This window comes from Shewanella profunda (assembly GCF_023283765.1).
In the GTDB taxonomy this organism is placed as follows: domain Bacteria; phylum Pseudomonadota; class Gammaproteobacteria; order Enterobacterales; family Shewanellaceae; genus Shewanella; species Shewanella profunda.
Genome location: NZ_JAKILG010000027.1, coordinates 45,446 through 61,495 on the forward strand (window position 1 = coordinate 45,446; position 16,050 = coordinate 61,495).

The 16,050-nt window shown below is 44.4% G+C and carries 14 protein-coding genes and 1 pseudogene; 5 read left to right on the forward strand and 10 right to left on the reverse strand.

The features are described 5' to 3' along the window. Positions 1–67: 67 nt before the first annotated feature. Positions 68–1,168 (reverse strand): polyamine ABC transporter substrate-binding protein, encoded by a 1,101-nt coding sequence (locus L2744_RS13460; RefSeq protein WP_248992386.1) that lies wholly within the window; start codon positions 1,166–1,168, stop codon positions 68–70. Here L2744_RS13460 and L2744_RS13465 point away from each other — a divergent pair. Beyond that, the gene (locus L2744_RS13465) at positions 1,152–1,307 is read left to right on the forward strand and encodes a hypothetical protein (RefSeq protein ID WP_248992387.1); all 156 of its coding nucleotides are present in this window, start codon (positions 1,152–1,154) and stop codon (positions 1,305–1,307) included. The two genes, L2744_RS13460 and L2744_RS13465, sit on opposite strands and share 17 nt — an antisense overlap. 481 nt (positions 1,308–1,788) lie before the next feature. On the opposite strand, the gene L2744_RS13470 is transcribed toward L2744_RS13465, so the two are convergent. The 3 genes from L2744_RS13470 to L2744_RS13480 all read right to left on the reverse strand — a co-directional run bounded on the left by L2744_RS13470 (position 1,789) and on the right by L2744_RS13480 (position 4,866). Next, the gene (locus tag L2744_RS13470; protein WP_248992388.1) at positions 1,789–3,144 is read right to left on the reverse strand and encodes a glutamine synthetase family protein; all 1,356 of its coding nucleotides are present in this window, start codon (positions 3,142–3,144) and stop codon (positions 1,789–1,791) included. Between the two features lie 2 nt (positions 3,145–3,146). Continuing rightward, the gene (locus tag L2744_RS13475) at positions 3,147–3,908 is read right to left on the reverse strand and encodes a gamma-glutamyl-gamma-aminobutyrate hydrolase family protein (protein ID WP_248992389.1); all 762 of its coding nucleotides are present in this window, start codon (positions 3,906–3,908) and stop codon (positions 3,147–3,149) included. Between the two features lie 409 nt (positions 3,909–4,317). Next, positions 4,318–4,866 (reverse strand): cupin domain-containing protein, encoded by a 549-nt coding sequence (locus L2744_RS13480; protein ID WP_248992390.1) that lies wholly within the window; start codon positions 4,864–4,866, stop codon positions 4,318–4,320. A gap of 234 nt (positions 4,867–5,100) precedes the next feature. On the opposite strand from L2744_RS13480, the gene L2744_RS13485 reads away from it, so the two are divergent. After that, entirely contained in the window at positions 5,101–6,408 is a 1,308-nt protein-coding gene (locus L2744_RS13485; protein ID WP_248992391.1) for an NAD(P)/FAD-dependent oxidoreductase, read from the forward strand. Here L2744_RS13485 and L2744_RS13490 read toward each other — a convergent pair. From L2744_RS13490 to L2744_RS13515, 6 genes are all read right to left on the reverse strand, one after another. After that, positions 6,392–6,898: a DUF2937 family protein gene (locus tag L2744_RS13490; RefSeq protein WP_248992392.1), complete on the reverse strand. Its 507-nt coding sequence runs from the start codon at positions 6,896–6,898 to the stop codon at positions 6,392–6,394. The two genes, L2744_RS13485 and L2744_RS13490, sit on opposite strands and share 17 nt — an antisense overlap. Before the next feature lie 59 nt (positions 6,899–6,957). Beyond that, entirely contained in the window at positions 6,958–7,815 is an 858-nt protein-coding gene (locus tag L2744_RS13495) for a sulfurtransferase (RefSeq protein ID WP_248992393.1), read from the reverse strand. Positions 7,816–8,011: 196 nt separating this feature from the next. Next, entirely contained in the window at positions 8,012–8,425 is a 414-nt protein-coding gene (locus L2744_RS13500; protein WP_248992394.1) for a septal ring lytic transglycosylase RlpA family protein, read from the reverse strand. 838 nt (positions 8,426–9,263) lie between these two features. Further along, a complete protein-coding gene (locus tag L2744_RS13505; protein ID WP_248992401.1) occupies positions 9,264–10,241 on the reverse strand; it encodes a transposase in 978 nt (325 codons plus the stop codon). Positions 10,242–10,393: 152 nt separating this feature from the next. Then, positions 10,394–11,287 carry a hypothetical protein gene (locus L2744_RS13510; protein ID WP_248992395.1) on the reverse strand — a complete coding sequence of 298 codons (894 nt, stop codon included), beginning with the start codon at positions 11,285–11,287 and terminating at the stop codon, positions 10,394–10,396. Positions 11,288–11,700: 413 nt separating this feature from the next. Then, complete coding sequence (locus L2744_RS13515) at positions 11,701–13,197, reverse strand: aldehyde dehydrogenase (protein ID WP_248992396.1); 1,497 nt, start codon at positions 13,195–13,197, stop codon at positions 11,701–11,703. 279 nt (positions 13,198–13,476) lie between these two features. Between L2744_RS13515 and aptA the strand changes: the two genes are divergently transcribed. The 3 genes and pseudogenes from aptA to L2744_RS13530 form a co-directional block, all read left to right on the forward strand. Then, the gene (gene aptA, locus L2744_RS13520; RefSeq protein WP_248992397.1) at positions 13,477–14,829 is read left to right on the forward strand and encodes an omega-aminotransferase AptA; all 1,353 of its coding nucleotides are present in this window, start codon (positions 13,477–13,479) and stop codon (positions 14,827–14,829) included. 306 nt (positions 14,830–15,135) lie between these two features. Further along, positions 15,136–15,501, forward strand: a complete 366-nt coding sequence (locus L2744_RS13525) for a cupin domain-containing protein (RefSeq protein ID WP_248992398.1) — start codon at positions 15,136–15,138, stop codon at positions 15,499–15,501. Positions 15,502–15,687: 186 nt separating this feature from the next. Beyond that, positions 15,688–15,939, forward strand: a pseudogene (locus L2744_RS13530) (TorF family putative porin); the annotation flags it as partial. Positions 15,940–16,050 lie beyond the last annotated feature (111 nt).

The window sequence follows — 16,050 nt, forward strand, 5'->3', positions numbered from 1 at the left end:
AAGGGGATTTCCCTTTTCAAATTTGTAAACCAAAGAAGGGGCAAGCTAGGCTTGCCCCCAAAATCGATTATTTACCCGATTTCACTTTGGTCCAAACGCGGGTTAATACCCGTTGGATTTTTAAAGGACGGACTTCACCGATATACAATTTGTCTAACACTTCTTTAGATGGATAAATCGCAGGATCGGTACGGACGGCTTCATCAACCAAAGGTTGAGCAGGATCGTTCGGGTTGGCGTAAGCCACATAGTTAGAGATAGGGGCAATCACTTCTGGACGTAATAAATAGTTTATAAACTTGTGGGCATTTTCAATATTTTGAGCATCTGCAGGGATAGCTAACATATCAAACCAAAGATTTGCACCCTCTTTTGGAATGGAGTAACCAATTTTATTGCCGTTACCGGCTTCATCGGCACGTGCTGCCGCTTGGAATACGTCGCCCGAGAAACCAAAAGCAACACAGATATCCCCATTGGCGAGGTCAGAGATATAACGAGATGAGTGGAAGTAGGTCACAAAAGGTCGGATTTTTTCCAGCAATTCGCCTGCTTTTTCATAATCTTCAGCTTTAGTGCTGTTGGGATCTAAACCTAGATAAATCATAGCCTGTGGCACCATATCGTCGGCAGAATCCAACATAGCAAAGCCACACTTAGATATTTTTTCGGCATATTTCGGGTTAAAGATCAGCTCCATAGAATCAAATGGGGCATCTTCACCTACCGCGGCTTTCACTTTGTCGATATTGTAACCAATGCCATTGGTGCCCCATAAATAGGGAACGGCATACTGGTTACCCGGATCGGCCTTTTCAAGCTGTTTCATGTGTTCTGCATTAAGATTTTTAAAGTTGCTCAATTTAGAACGATCTAATGGTTTAAAAGCACCCGCTTTGATTTGCTTCGCTAAAAAGTGATTAGAAGGGACGACAATGTCATAACCGCTGCGGCCAGACAATAACTTAGCTTCTAGCACTTCGTTACTATCAAACACATCGTAAATAACCCGAATGCCTGTTTCTTTCTTGAAGTTTTCTAAGGTATCTTCCGCGATATAATCAGACCAGTTATACACGCGAACCACTTCCTCAGCCTGTACAGTAACACTCGCTAGAACGCCAGTGGTCACTAAAGCCAAGGTGGTCATCTTGTTAAATAGCTTCATGCTTTCTCCTTTCTCGGGTAGCAGAATTGCCTATATCAATCCTGAAATTGTGTCACCGACCAACAGCTCGGTTATTGTTGTTATTCTCGACCAATGCTACACCTTAAAAACCGCATCGGCAGTCTTCACAGCACCATAATCATGACTTCTGTTTGAGGTGACTGCAATTATGTTCGTTATCAGATTTCATGCCAAATCTACTTATTTTTTAGATTGCATTATCAATCATAAAAACAGACTAGATATGAAAAATCCGCTACATATTGCAACATAAAGACAAATGCCTCAAGTCCCTAAAACAACCATACTGACTATCGAAGTAAAACCTTTTTTTATCTTACTAACAATCAGTTAGCTGAAATGAATTTTGTACAGTTACTCAGGCTAACGCTTAACTGAAAAAATCATTCCATTGAAAGTCTTACTGAATGGCTTATCGGATTTCCCTTTAAGCTTAGTAAGATTAGTTGAAGATATTTTATTCAAAAAACCTCTGCACCAAAGTAAAGCAAAATCACCACTATGGTGCAGAATTTTTCTATTTAATTTGGCGATCCCATTTATCCGCATACAGAATTATGCAAAAACTGGGGCCAATTTGTATACTAAACCCACATAGGTTAAACACTTAAAAGCAGGAATTCCCGTTCCCACGAACTGACAACTCGGCGGAAGTTTTCAAGTTCAGCTTGCTTCACGGCCACAAACCCTGTGGTGAAGGATTCACCTAAATACTCCTTACAAGCCTCACTCCCTTCCATTGCCGCTAACGCTTCTTCCAAGGTCAAAGGTAAGCAATGTGGGTTGTTGCTTCGACTTTCATTTGACTTACCTTGAACTGGCGTTGACGGTTTGAGCTTTTCTACCATACCGATATAACCACAGAGTAAACTGGCCGCAATGGCTAGATAGCAGTTAGCATCCGCCCCCGGAATACGATTTTCGATACGGCGGTTTTGTGGTGATGATTCAGGTATGCGTAGACCACAGGTGCGGTTTTCAACCCCCCACTCCAAGTTTACTGGTGCTGATGTGCCAGGCAAAAAGCGGCGAAACGAATTGGCATTAGGTGCCATCAGAGGCAATAGCTCAGGAATAAATTTTTGTAATCCCGCGATATAACTCAAGAATAATGCACTTTGAGTACCATCTTCATTGGTGAAAATATTCTTACCCGTTTCTTTATTGATCACACTTTGGTGAATATGCATTGCACTGCCAGGCTCATCAGTGACGGGCTTAGCCATAAAAGTAGCGCAAACATCATGCTTTAATGCCGCTTCACGCAGGGTACGTTTAAAGATAAATACTTGATCGGCTAGCGATAATGGATTGCCGTGGCTGAAGTTAATCTCCATTTGTGCAGGCCCATCTTCGTGGATCAAGGTATCGATATCTAAACCTTGGATTTCACACCAATCGTACATATCTTCGAATAAGGGATCGTATTCATTAGCCGCATCGATAGAGAAAGACTGGCGACCGGCTTCCGGTCTGCCTGAGCGGCCAATAGGTGGCTTAAGGGGTAAATCGTGGTCATCACTGCGACGGGTTAAATAGAACTCCATTTCGGGCGCAATCACTGGTTCCCAGCCCTGTTCAGCGTAGAGAGATAACACTTTTTTCAACACGTTACGTGGTGAAAGCTCGATGGGATTACCCATTCTGTCGTAGCAATCGTGAATAACCTGAGCCGTTGCTTCGATTGTCCAAGGCAACATAAACACAGCGTTTTCATCGGGAACACAGACGAAATCAATATCCGCATCGTCGAGTAACCTGTAGTAAACCTCGTCATTGACAAAGTCGCCAGTCACGGTTTGTAACAATACGCTTTCGGGTAAGCGCATGCCTTTCTCATCGAGAAACTTATCGACGGGTGCGATCTTGCCGCGAGCGATGCCAGTCATATCACTGATAACACATTCGACTTCTGTGATTTTTCGTTCTTTTAAGAAAGCAATTAGCTTATTCATTATTATTTCACTCGAGTTGTAGCCCTACGCCGGCATGCATCACCAAACGCATTGAAAATTGAGAGATAAAATGGATTTTCGGCCACCTTCCACTCTGGGTGCCATTGCACACCAAGGGCAAATTCTTTGGTATCGATCACGGAGAAAGCCTCCACTAATCCATCTGGAGCATAAGCTTCTGGCCGCAACCCAACACCCAAACGCTCCACGCCTTGAGTATGAACAGAGTTAACCTCTGCAGAATTACGGCCCCAAGCCTCGTAAATGACCCCCCCAGGCTCAACAGTAATACTGTGTGAGGGCCCATATTGCACCTCTAAAGAGGCGCTTTCATTTTCTCTATGTTCAATAAAACCAGCAACTTCATATAACTTTTGATGCAAACTGCCACCAAAAGCCACATTCATTTCTTGAAAACCACGACATATTCCTAGTACTGGTACACCTGCGGCAATAGCGGCATGGATCAGCGGCAAGGTGGTGGCGTCACGCTTTGGATCATGGTGAGTACCAGTCTCACTCGGTTGGCCAGCATAATGGTGTGGCTCAACATTGGAAGGGGAACCCGTAAACAAAATGCCATCAAGCCGGGCTAAGATCACATCAATGGGCAAATTAGTGCCGAGTGATGGGATCACCAACGGCCAGCCTTTTGCACCATCAACAACACCTAGCAGATATTTTTCACCAACAATATTAAAGGGATGTGAGTCCAATTCTTGATTACACGCGATAACACCAATGAGGGGCAACTCTGCAGACATAACTCACCTTAGGGTCTCATTTTACTAGCATATCGAACACTTTAACTTTAAATGTTCATTTTTTCACACAGTACACCGAAATTTAAATCTAGGCAAGAGGTTATCCATTTGTTAACTACTCTAATCGGACTGTCTTTATTTGTTATAAATAACATTATGTTAGCTACGATTAATCGCTACCATTTATCAATAATTATCTATTAATCAGCTGTAATTAAAGACGAATACCAGCATAACTACCGAGCATCAACTACATGTCTAGATGCTAATTTGACTAATATTATTTACACAGGGAAGGGATTTCTAAAGGATAACGCTGCTAGATAGTGGTTAAAAGGTAAACAATCACAATGAAGAGAAGATCGCCACTCTAAATGGCGAATAGAGTAGCGCAACAAAATAAGAAAAATTAGAAGTTTGCAGGTGTCGTTGCGCTAACCAGTCGACAAGGTTCATCGAAGGGATTGCGGAATCTATGGGGCAACTCACTGTTGAAATAATAGCTATCGCCCGCTTCCAAGATATACACTTCATCCCCTACGGTAAGCTCGAATTTCCCTTCGATAACCATAGCGGCTTCTTCACCTTCGTGTTTTAACATCTCTTCACCCGTATCAGAACCCGGAGGATAAGTTTCGCTCATCACTGACATGGCTCTATTGGGAAAATCACGGCCAATTAACTTAAACTCCAGTGGCCCTGTACCTATATCAAGCATCTCGTCGGATCGATATACGACTTTTTGTTCACACTCTGATGAGGCTTCAATTGAGAAAAAATCCACTAACGACATAGGAATGCCCGACAATACTTTTTTTAAAGAACTGACAGACGGACTAACACTGTTTTTTTCGATCATTGAAATGGTACTGTTTGTCACCCCAGCACGTTTAGCTAACTCTCGCTGAGACAAGCCTTTCATTTTTCGAACAGTTTTAAGACTGGTACCAATATCCAAATTTCACATCCCCCAAAAGGTTCGGGCAACCCCCGATAGATGACGAACAGGTTGTTCAGGATAAACATCATCCCAAATGCATTCACACCCCAAAAGCGCTTGAATTAACGCTTTAATTGTATTCTATAGAAAAAGCGTGTTAAATAAAACGAACACTTTTCCGAATATCTAAAAAGTGTGATGAGTATACTGAGACAAGTCCAATTTACAATAAAAACAATTTTTGGAGCCATCATGGCATGCAAACCTCCAGTCCACAGTGAACAGTATCCCCACTCTTATTATGTTGATACTGCTAAAGAAATTTACGCCCATCCACAACTCGAAGGCAGTATCAGTGCCGATGTATGCATAGTGGGCGGCGGCTTTAGCGGTATCAATACCGCTATTGAATTAGCACAACGCGGCTTGAGTGTCGTGTTACTGGAAGCTAAGCGCATCGGCTGGGGCGCATCGGGGCGTAATGGTGGCGAACTTATTCGCGGCATAGGTCATGATCCTGCGCAATTTCAAAATGAGATTGGCACTGAAGGTGTTCGAGCCATTCAACAAATGGGCTTTGAAGCTGTTGAAATTGTGCGAAATCGCATCCAAGAACACCAAATCGATTGCGATCTGAAAATGGGCTACTGCGACTTAGCGATTAAACCTCGGCATATGAGTGAGCTTGAAGAAGAATATAGTGCACTTAAAGCCATGGGATACCAGCAAGACATCAAGCTGCTAACTAAGCCGCAACAGGGTGAAGTGATAGGCTCAGATTTTTATCAAGGCGCGCTGGTCGATATGGGCAGCGGCCATCTGCACCCTCTTAATCTTGCCCTGGGTGAAGCTCGCGTCGCCCGCAATCTCGGTGCCCAACTATTTGAATACAGCGCCGCCGAAAAAATCATAAAAGGCGCTAAACCAAAAGTCATTACTGCCAAGGGTGAGGTCACTTGCCAGTATTTAGTGCTCGCGGGCAATGCTTACATTGGCCACAAACTCAATGGCTTTATTGGTGGCAAAGTATTACCAGCAGGCAGTTATTTACTGGCGACAGAACCCTTAACCGCAGCACAATGTATAAGTATTATCCCGCAAAATATGGCCTTTGCGGATATGCGCATTGCCTTAGATTACTTTCACTTATCCTCAGACCGTCGCCTGCTGTTTGGCGGTCTGTGCACCTATTCGGGTAAAGATCCTAAGGATATTGAAGCAGCACTTAGACCGAATCTTGAGAAGGTCTTCCCACAATTAAAAGGCGTGCGTATCGATTATGAATGGGGCGGGATGATAGGTATCGGCGCCAATCGTATGCCTCAAATTGGTCGCCTGCCCGATGCTAGCAATATTTTCTATGCCCAAGCCTATGCAGGACACGGCGTGAATGCCACCCATATGGCGGCAAAACTGATTGCAGAAGCGATTTGCCAGCAGGCGGGACATTTCGATGTGTTCGCTAAAATCAAGCACATGACCTTTCCCGGCGGCCCAACATTCCGCTCACCTATGCTCGCAGCAGGCATGCTGTACCACAGGTTTAAGGATATGTTTTAAGCCGCCTTCTACGCCTTGCCCAAAGTAGAAAGGGGATAGAGCCCAAATAATGGATCACTACAGCAACCACGACGCCAAAACCAATACCGCTCGCCGTCAAGGGAATGCCCGGTTTAAAGTTACTTAGGGTTTTCTCTAGATAATCAAAGCGGCTCGGAGTAAACATATAAGCAGTTTTCTCAAATAAATTACCCGAATCAAAAATCGTAACACCCTGTTTTAACTCTTCATAAACAGCAAGTGTCATTAGCTTTTGCTCTGCATCGGCACGTACACTGGGCTCTTCATTTTGTTGATGACGGGCAATCATTTCGTTGGCATCAGCATATTGGTATTCCTTAGCCGTCGCTTCGTAACCTTCTACCTGCCAACGAGTTGATTCGTAGAATCCTGACAAAAATTGCTGATAATGATCAGCAAGTTGTGGCAATTGTAGTGCAAGCACTAGAATAAACCCAAAAACTAACTTATCAATTAATCTACCAATCAAAGGGATCTCCTTAACGATTTACCAAAGTACGCAAAGTCGAATATTGTTAACTTAAACGACTAGCACTCGATTGGCAGATCGGTTCGACTGCCCCAATCCGCCCAAGAACCGTCATAGAGGATAGGATTTTTATGTCCTGCTGCGACCGAGGCTAAGATCAAGATGCAAGCCGTGATCCCAGAACCACAGCTGAATATCCGCGTAGCCTTATCGCCAACAAGCTCGCCATAAAGAGTTTGTAACTCGCTGGTCGTTTTAATTTTATGACCATCAAGTACTTGCGCAAAAGGTAAATTGACTGAGCGGGGAATATGCCCAGAGCGCACACCGGGGCGCGGTTCACTCATTTGGCCTAAAAAACGTGGCGCACCACGAGCATCGAGAATTGCAGTATCGGCATCATCAATTCGTGTAAGCACGGCTTGGGCATCCATCACCCGATCAGGATGATATTCGAGCACTGCCAACAAACTGTTGATATCCGTAGGGCCATAATCGACGCCTTCGGCTTGGTAACGCGATGAGGTAATACGGTCTTCTTCAATCCATTGGGGTAAACCACCATCGAGCACATACACACGATGAAATCCCATCACCTTAAAGATCCACCATGCTCGAGGAGATGAATAAATGCCTTGATTATCATAGATTACGATTGAACTATCAGGCTCAATACCAAGCTGCGCTATCCCTTGAATAAATTGCTCAAAGGTCGGCAGTGCATGAATTTGGGTCGAAGTCTTATCACAAAACTTATTCTCCACATCAAAACGACGTGAGCGCGCAATGCAAATAGGCTCATCGTATATCAAGGGTTCCTTACCAATCACGATTTCCATACTGGCATCGAGCAAGACCAAATTGAGATCGGTCAGGTGTTCTTCGAGCCACTGCGTACTGACAAGCGGGTATTCCATAGCGGGTCCTTTTACTGTTATCAAACACTCGCGCTAGTCTCTCACCAAATAGTATAAAGCCCAAATATCAGCTTAAAAATTGCGATCTTGGGTGTTCCCATTAAAGGTGTAAACTCAGTGTTGTGACACTAAAACATTAAATTACGAGTATCTAAGCCGCGATACGGCGCTTGCCATCATTTTAGGTACTTAACCGCTACTTAATGACTTCAATTTTCACGTCAATTAAACCAGACGACGTATTGCCTATACTGCTAAAAGCCGATTTTGAAAGATCAATAATGCGGCCACGCACGAAAGGTCCTCTATCATTGATTTCTACAATGACACTTTTACCATTCTTAACATTAGTTACCTTAACATTTGAACCAAAGGGTATCTTTTTATGGGCTGCAGTTTTTAATTTATGTTGATAAAGCTCACCACTTGCCGTCTTCTTATTTTGATGTTTATTCCCATAAAAAGAAGCTTGACCAGACTCAGTGAAGCCCTCCCAATTACCATTTTTACCCGTCTGCAGCGAAGAACAACCGACCAAAAAGCTTAACAGTGCGAACACAGATAATTTTACGAAAGTGGACTGCATAACTTGGTTTTGAAGTGTGTTCACATAACACCCTCTCTAATAAGTGAACTCATTGCTGGCGCGCAATTTGCCCAGCAAAAGTCACGGGGAAATAACGAAGAACCTTAGATGGCAGAAGCTCGAAGCTTGCATCCTAAAAGATCAGAGCAAGAAACAATAAATTTCCACGAGGCTACAGCAGTTACACGCTAAAATCATGTATTCACAAGTGAACGAAGCCGATTTTAGGCAAAAATGTGGCAGCCATACTGACTTCGAAAATGGACAAAAGCAATTTAGTTTTTCACAAAATCATCTTCATTTCGGATGACCAAACCTAATGCGGAGTTCATGATAGATGTTCAAGTAGTTCAGATTGTATGCGACTTAAAATAGTCTGAGTATTCTCTGATTCTAAATCTAGTTCACACCAACCATCAGTGCTCATGAATTCAGCCGACGAATATTCAATTTTAACGTTCTGCGATGAAGGAAGTAGTTTCCCAGACAAGCGAAATATACCTAGCCTCGTATTGATTCTACTAACTTTAAATTCTTTCATATCATCCTAGGAACAACGCTAAAATAATGGGTGAAAAATAGCTGGTTATAATTAGCGACGCAGGAGCAAAAACCAACAGTTTTTAAAATTTTCCAAGAAAATTTTCCAAGCCACCCATGATATAAAACATAAACTACAACACCTAAGTCGCATTTACCAAACGGATTTTTACTGAGGTTGAAAAGTCACGTTTTCGGGGGGTTTGGGGTGTTTTTTTGTTGATGTGCCGAGAGTTAACTGGAATTGGGGCGATTACGTTCGAGGCATATTCTCCACTGCGATGGATTAATCAAGCTTACAGATGGATTATCTCTGGATGGGTTAACTTGCCATTAAGTGCTGGCAGGTGTGTCGATAGTGCCTTCGTCGCTTTTCAAGGTGTTCGCAGTAGTAAGTGAGTTCTTGCAAAGTACCTACTGGGCCTTTAAATAGCTGCCCGAAATGGTGAGTGAGCTTAAGCCAATGCTCTGGAGGAATATTAAGGCGACTCAGTAAGCGAGCACTGCTCGTACTGATACTGCCACGTTTATCATCGCGAATAATTCTGCCTGTATCGTCAACTAGTTGCAGATAATCTTGTGGATCAAAGTGCAGCCCTCTAGGCATATTGTCCCGCTCATTACCGATAAAAGGCAGTAATGTTTCGGGTTGTTTACTTGCAAATGCCGCACGGATACGCCGTTGAATACTGGTGAAATCCGAAGTTTCGGGTGTTGTGGCCAGTTGAGCGCGGATAGGGTTGAGGTCGACATAGGTCATACAAGCGAGCACTGCCGCCTCATCGAGTAAGGCTTGGGATTTAAAACGTCCCTCCCAGAAGCGTCCTGTGCAGTTATCCTCTTGATTTGCCTTACGGGCGATAGGTTCATTTAAGGCCCGCATAAACCAAGATATATCACTTAAGCGACTGCGATAGAGGGCAATGTGGTGTTTAAGGTTAGCCACTTCATGGGCTTCAACAACTTGCCCTTGGACAAATTGTTGTGTTAATTCAGAGCCTTTAAACACCTGATGCCAATGCTCAAGCACTTCTCTATCACTCCATTGATTGGCTTGGTAAATGTCCACGCACAGTACCAGATGCAGATGGTTGCTCATCACCGCATAAGCTGCAACATCAATCGCAAAAACCTGAGCCAGTTTAAGCAATTGCTGCTCTACCCACTCGCGTCTATGGTCATAGTTATTACCTGAAAAAGGGTCTTCACCACATAAATATGCACGTCTAACTACTCTACTACAGCAATGATAAAACGGCGTATCTTCCAAACTGATTTGGGTTCTCCTTGGCTGTGGCATCATCACACTCCTTGTGCTGGGTTACAGTAGGTAAGCCTAGTCGATAATAGGGTGACTCACCAAGGAGCATCACCAAATTAACAATGGGTGGCTTAGAAAACAGCATTAATCCTAAAAAATACAACACCTGTCCCAAATTTTTTTTTTGGGGTCTAAATTCTTGAGAAGTGTTTAATCGTGTCTATCAGTTGTGACTTTTGAGCTGGGGAAACCCATTCCAAGGAAAATAGATAACAATTTGATTCGGCCAGTGTTATTTGATGTAAGTTACTATTCGTTCCAGTTAAAAGCTCAAAGCAGGCAGACTCTAAGCTGTGTTTAGATATTTCATTGTTGCCAGTAAAACTGATTTGCGGCTTATCTGTATCATCTTCCAATTTCCAGTGGCACTGTTCATCTAGGTTGGCTAGCAATTGTCTAAAGAGAGCTTCGGGTATTTCGTATTCTATCCGTAAAATTGACGTTAAAGCGATAAGGTTGTGCCCCCAGAAACCAGGCTGTTTAAGCGCGCTTTCAAGTACTGTTTGAGCATGAATAATTGTTGGTTTGATATAATCTTCACGGAGTGGGTATGACTGGTGATTGTTACCGTAAAAAGTTGCAGTAACAAACTCACAGAAGCGTTCAATGAACCGAAGCCTTTGGTTTTCAGTGTTAATAAGAGGCCAAGCTTGTTTAAACGCTATAAGTACTGATACGTTGTGAGTCAGGTATTCGTTTTGCTCTGCACATTGCTCCATGTAATAAGCAAAAATCTCGTTAGCATCGTTTTTTTGAAACCAATCTTGCATCGTGAAGTAGGCGTATGGATAGATAGCATGGGCTAAAGTCCAGTGGCGCCTGCGTGCTACTGGCTCAAAAGGTGTAGAGCCAGACTTTAGGATCGTTAAGTCAATATTAGGCTCTTCTAACGCAATTAAGTTTTCGATTTTCATCCAGTCGGTTTCAGGCCAAATAAATTGATTTTTTAACGACTTGATTGCTAGATAACACTTTAGCGCGTGTTGCTGATGTATCGCTGCGATTCTTGTCAGTACTTCATCCATGCTTGCCTAATCCTTTTAAGCTACGTTGTTTAGTGGCATAGGTATTTTGGCCACTGTTTTATACGTCAATAAATTTCAACTAAATGCCTATGATTAGATAAATGTATACAATTGGCAATGGTTTGTAGTTCGTTTCTAGGCAATAGCTTTTTAGTTAAACGAACAGTGTCAGGGGTAGTTAAGATTGGCATTGTTGCACCAGTGACCTTCTAAAACATGGATGTGTTAGTAGAGCCCTCAGGGAGGAGTTTATGGCGTGTCACTGGGGAAGCAATGACTATTAATGCGTAATGCACGTAACTCAACTGTCTTGCTTTGAGGTAAAGCCATCCTAAAAATAAAAAGCCTCGTTCCATGCAATATGAAAAGAGGCTTTATCATTTAGCGAAATCGACTACTTATAAAAAGCGTGCTTATAACACGATCCAAGTTGCTTTCAGCTCAGTGTATTTATCGAAGGAATGCAGGGATTTATCTCGACCATTACCTGACTGTTTATAGCCTCCGAACGGCGCAGTCATGTCGCCGCCATCGTAATGGTTGATCCACACCATGCCTGAGCGTAGGGCTTTGGCGGTTTTATGGGCCTTGCTGATATCCGAAGTCCACACCCCAGCGGCTAAGCCGTAGATGGTATCGTTGGCTATTGATATCGCCTCTTCCATGCCATTAAATTCAATGACAGATAACACAGGGCCGAAGATCTCTTCGCTGGCAATTTTCATCTGATTGTTTACGTTAGAGAATACCGTGGGCTGCACATATACACCGCCCGTGTCGGCCATAACTTGGCAGCCACCGTGGACTAAGGTTGCACCTTCGTCTTTACCCGCTTTGATGTAACTGAGTACTGTGTCTAACTGTTGTTTATCGACAACGGCGCCGCTCACAGTGGCGGGATCGAGTGGATGCCCCGGATGCCATGATGCTAACTCCTCTGCGATAAGCGCGATAAGCTCATCTTTCACCCCGGATTCCACCAGCAAACGCGAGCCTGCGGTGCAAACTTCACCTTGGTTAAAGGCAATGGCTTCGGCGGCAGCAACAGCAGCGGCTTTTAGATCTGGTGCATCATTAAAGACGATATTGGGGCTCTTGCCTCCCGCCTCTAACCACACGCGTTTCATGTTTGATTCACCGGCGTAAATCATTAATTGTTTTGCGATTTTGGTGGAACCCGTGAACACCAAGGTATCCACATCCATATGCAGTGCTAAAGCTTTACCCACAGTATGACCAAATCCTGGCAACACGTTTAATACGCCTTTGGGGATCCCCGCTTCGATGGCCAGTTGGGCCATACGGATAGCCGTTAAGGGTGACTTTTCAGAGGGCTTTAACACCACACTGTTACCCGTTGCAAGCGCAGGCCCTAGCTTCCAACACGCCATCAGCATAGGGAAATTCCAAGGCACAATCGCAGCGACTACACCGACTGGTTCACGGGTGATCATGCCTATTTCGTTGTGAGCCGTTGGCGCAAGTTCATCGTAAATTTTATCAATCGCTTCGCCAGACCAGCGAATCGCACGGGCAGCGCCCACTACATCCACAGCCTTGGAGAAACGGATCGGTTTACCCATGTCGAGGGTTTCTAACAGCGCGAGTTCATTGGCATTTTCTTCCAGTAACTCGGCGAAACGTATCATTACTTGTTTGCGTTTTACTGGAGACTGCTGCGACCAAGCACCGGACTCGAATACGCTGCGGCCATTGGCAACCGCAAGATTGGCATCGGCAAGATCGCAACTCGCCACTTTGACCAGCAAGCGGCCATCGATAGGACTAATACAGTCAAAGGTGTTACGCGATACGGCATCTTGATATTCGCCATTGATAAACGCCTTACCATTAATAGACAGGCTGGCAGCAAGACTTTCCCATTCGCTGCGTTTCTTCGGTGTGCTCATGATGACCTCTTAATAATTCGTATAGGTGTGGTTTATCGTTCATCGACAAGAAATAGTGATCTGCGGCGACTTTAGCGCAAATGCTAAACATCATCACAGTAATAATTCGGACTTCAGATTACGCTGTTTGAGCAATAAAATTCAATATTTTTTACAAAAGTAGCTTTTTTGCCACAAATAACTGCACACGCATCTTCCATGTTCATTATTTCTAACATAGCATAGCAAATATTCACCACCCTAAAACAAGACCTGAAAATACAGGACAAGGTAGACACTATGGCCGATTTGCCGCTCAATTGTGCAAGCGACTCCTCACTTGATCATCCCTCACTTGAACATTTCTGGATGCCTTTTACCGCCAACCGCCAATTTAAAGCTAGCCCGCGGTTGCTCGCCAAGGCCGAAGGCATGTATTACACGGATATTGATGGCAATAAGGTATTAGATGCCACCGCAGGTTTATGGTGTTGTAACGCAGGCCATGGTCGCAAAGAAATCAGCGAAGCGGTCAGCAAACAAATTAAACAGATGGACTATGCGCCCTCCTTCCAAATGGGTCATCCTATCGCCTTCGAACTCGCCGAGCGTTTAACCGAGTTAAGCCCTGAGGGATTGAATAAGGTTTTCTTTACTAACTCAGGTTCTGAATCCGTCGATACCGCGCTTAAGATGGCACTTTGCTATCATAGGGCGAACGGCCAAGCCTCGCGCACTCGCTTTATCGGCCGCGAAATGGGCTACCACGGAGTCGGCTTTGGCGGCATATCTGTGGGTGGATTAAGCAATAATCGCAGAGCATTTAGCGGCCAATTATTACAAGGTGTTGACCACTTACCCCACACCTTAGATATCGAAAATGCGGCATTTACCCGTGGACTATCGCCCTTTGGCGCTGAAAAAGCCGACGTATTAGAACAGCTAGTGACTCTGCATGGCGCCGAGAATATAGCCGCCGTGATTGTTGAACCTATGTCAGGTTCTGCAGGGGTGATATTGCCGCCCCAAGGTTACTTAAAACGTCTGCGTGAAATCACTAAAAAGCACGGCATCCTACTGATCTTTGATGAAGTCATTACCGCTTTTGGCCGCGTTGGCGCTGCCTTTGCGAGTCAACGTTGGGGCGTTATCCCAGATATGATCACCACGGCTAAAGCCATCAATAATGGCGCTATCCCTATGGGTGCGGTGTTTGTGCAAGATTTTATCCACGACACTTGCATGCAAGGCCCTAATGAACTGATTGAGTTTTTCCACGGCTACACCTATTCCGGCCATCCGGTTGCTGCGGCGGCCGCACTCGCCACCCTATCAATTTATGAGAATGAGCAATTATTCGAGCGCAGCCTTGAGCTTGAACGCTACTTCGAAGACGCCGTGCACAACCTCAAAGGGCTGCCGAATGTGATTGATATTCGCAACACAGGATTAGTGGCGGGGATTCAATTTACCCCTAGCGCCCAAGGCGTAGGTAAACGAGGCTACGGGATATTTGAACACTGTTTCCGCCACGGCACTTTAGTGCGGGCCACGGGCGATATCATTGCCATGTCACCGCCACTAATTGTCGATAAACGCGAGATTAACCAAATGGTTAACAGCCTAAGCGATGCGATTAACGCCGTTGGATGATTCTCACCTTTAACACCCGAGGCAGCAGAGTCATCAAAGATTAACTATTGTTGCTTTACCACCACGCCTCGGTCGGTATTGTTGATGTGAATCTGCCAATTCTGATGGCGTTCCGCTGGATGGCGGTTGGAAGTACCCACTCTTTGGGTCACAGCATATGCATGACCACAACGGCGTATATTTTATACCAAGCGTAAAACAGTTACGGCCCGCAGGCCCGTTGGAAAGCAGACTCAAGCTAAGTTTGTAATGCCGACGATGAAGACGATTAAATAGCCGAATTTCAGCTTAATAAGGAAATTGCCAATGACTGTGTGTATTAACACCATTATTCGCTTTGCGACGGCGCAAACCCCCATCGAAACCTATCAATTGCCAACGGAAAAGTTGCTAGCGGGGAATCCAAGCCAAGGGTTAGAGAATCATTATTCTAGCCCTTGTGATCAATTTCACAGTGGAATTTGGCAAAGTGAATCAGGTGCTTGGAAAATAAACTACACTGAATACGAGTATTGCGAAATCCTCGAAGGGATAAGTGTTATTACCGATCTTCAGGGTCAATCACAGACTTTCACGGTAGGAGACAGATTTATCATACCCGCGGGTTTTCAAGGTATTTGGGAAGTCGTGGGATCGTGCCGTAAGGTTTACGTCATTTTCGAACAAAAGTGAGAAAAACGAGGCTGATTTTAACCTCAGTAAAACAGCTAAGTCATCTTAGCGACAACTCGCCATGAGGTCACAGCAATGGGTTTTCCTAGGCTGTTGTTTGGCAAACTAACGGATGTACTAGCGCGATTGAATAATCATGGCCGCCAGTAACACCTCCGAGTCAACAGAGAAAATGGGAGAAATACCGTGTATAAGAACCTAACTAAAAAACGGCTTGTACCACTTATCGGAATAGCGCTAGCCACATCCTTACTATCTAGCAATGCTAACGCAGAAGTCACAGGGGAAATTAGTCTTACTAACGACTACCGTTTCCGTGGCGTTTCGCAAACAGCAGGCGATCCCGCTCTGCAAGCAGGTATTGATTGGGGATTTGACTCTGGTCTGTCTGTAGGCGCTTGGGCAAGTAACGTGGACTTTGATGAGCCAGGCTATAACGTAACCGTCTAGCGAACCACACCTCGCATCATTAATCTGCCTATTTGAAAATACCTGCTCAATGATAAATTTGGAGCAGGTGATGAAAACATACAGAACAACTACTCAGTG

Coding starts and splice junctions, on each gene's coding strand:
- L2744_RS13460 (WP_248992386.1), bottom strand. CDS start 1,168: ATGAAGCTATTTAACAAGATGACCACCTTGGCTTTAGTGACCACTGGC.
- L2744_RS13470 (WP_248992388.1), bottom strand. CDS start 3,144: ATGAATAAGCTAATTGCTTTCTTAAAAGAACGAAAAATCACAGAAGTC.
- L2744_RS13475 (WP_248992389.1), bottom strand. CDS start 3,908: ATGTCTGCAGAGTTGCCCCTCATTGGTGTTATCGCGTGTAATCAAGAA.
- L2744_RS13485 (WP_248992391.1), top strand. CDS start 5,101: ATGGCATGCAAACCTCCAGTCCACAGTGAACAGTATCCCCACTCTTAT.
- L2744_RS13495 (WP_248992393.1), bottom strand. CDS start 7,815: ATGGAATACCCGCTTGTCAGTACGCAGTGGCTCGAAGAACACCTGACC.
- L2744_RS13505 (WP_248992401.1), bottom strand. CDS start 10,241: ATGCCACAGCCAAGGAGAACCCAAATCAGTTTGGAAGATACGCCGTTT.
- L2744_RS13510 (WP_248992395.1), bottom strand. CDS start 11,287: ATGGATGAAGTACTGACAAGAATCGCAGCGATACATCAGCAACACGCG.
- L2744_RS13515 (WP_248992396.1), bottom strand. CDS start 13,197: ATGAGCACACCGAAGAAACGCAGCGAATGGGAAAGTCTTGCTGCCAGC.
- aptA (WP_248992397.1), top strand. CDS start 13,477: ATGGCCGATTTGCCGCTCAATTGTGCAAGCGACTCCTCACTTGATCAT.
- L2744_RS13525 (WP_248992398.1), top strand. CDS start 15,136: ATGACTGTGTGTATTAACACCATTATTCGCTTTGCGACGGCGCAAACC.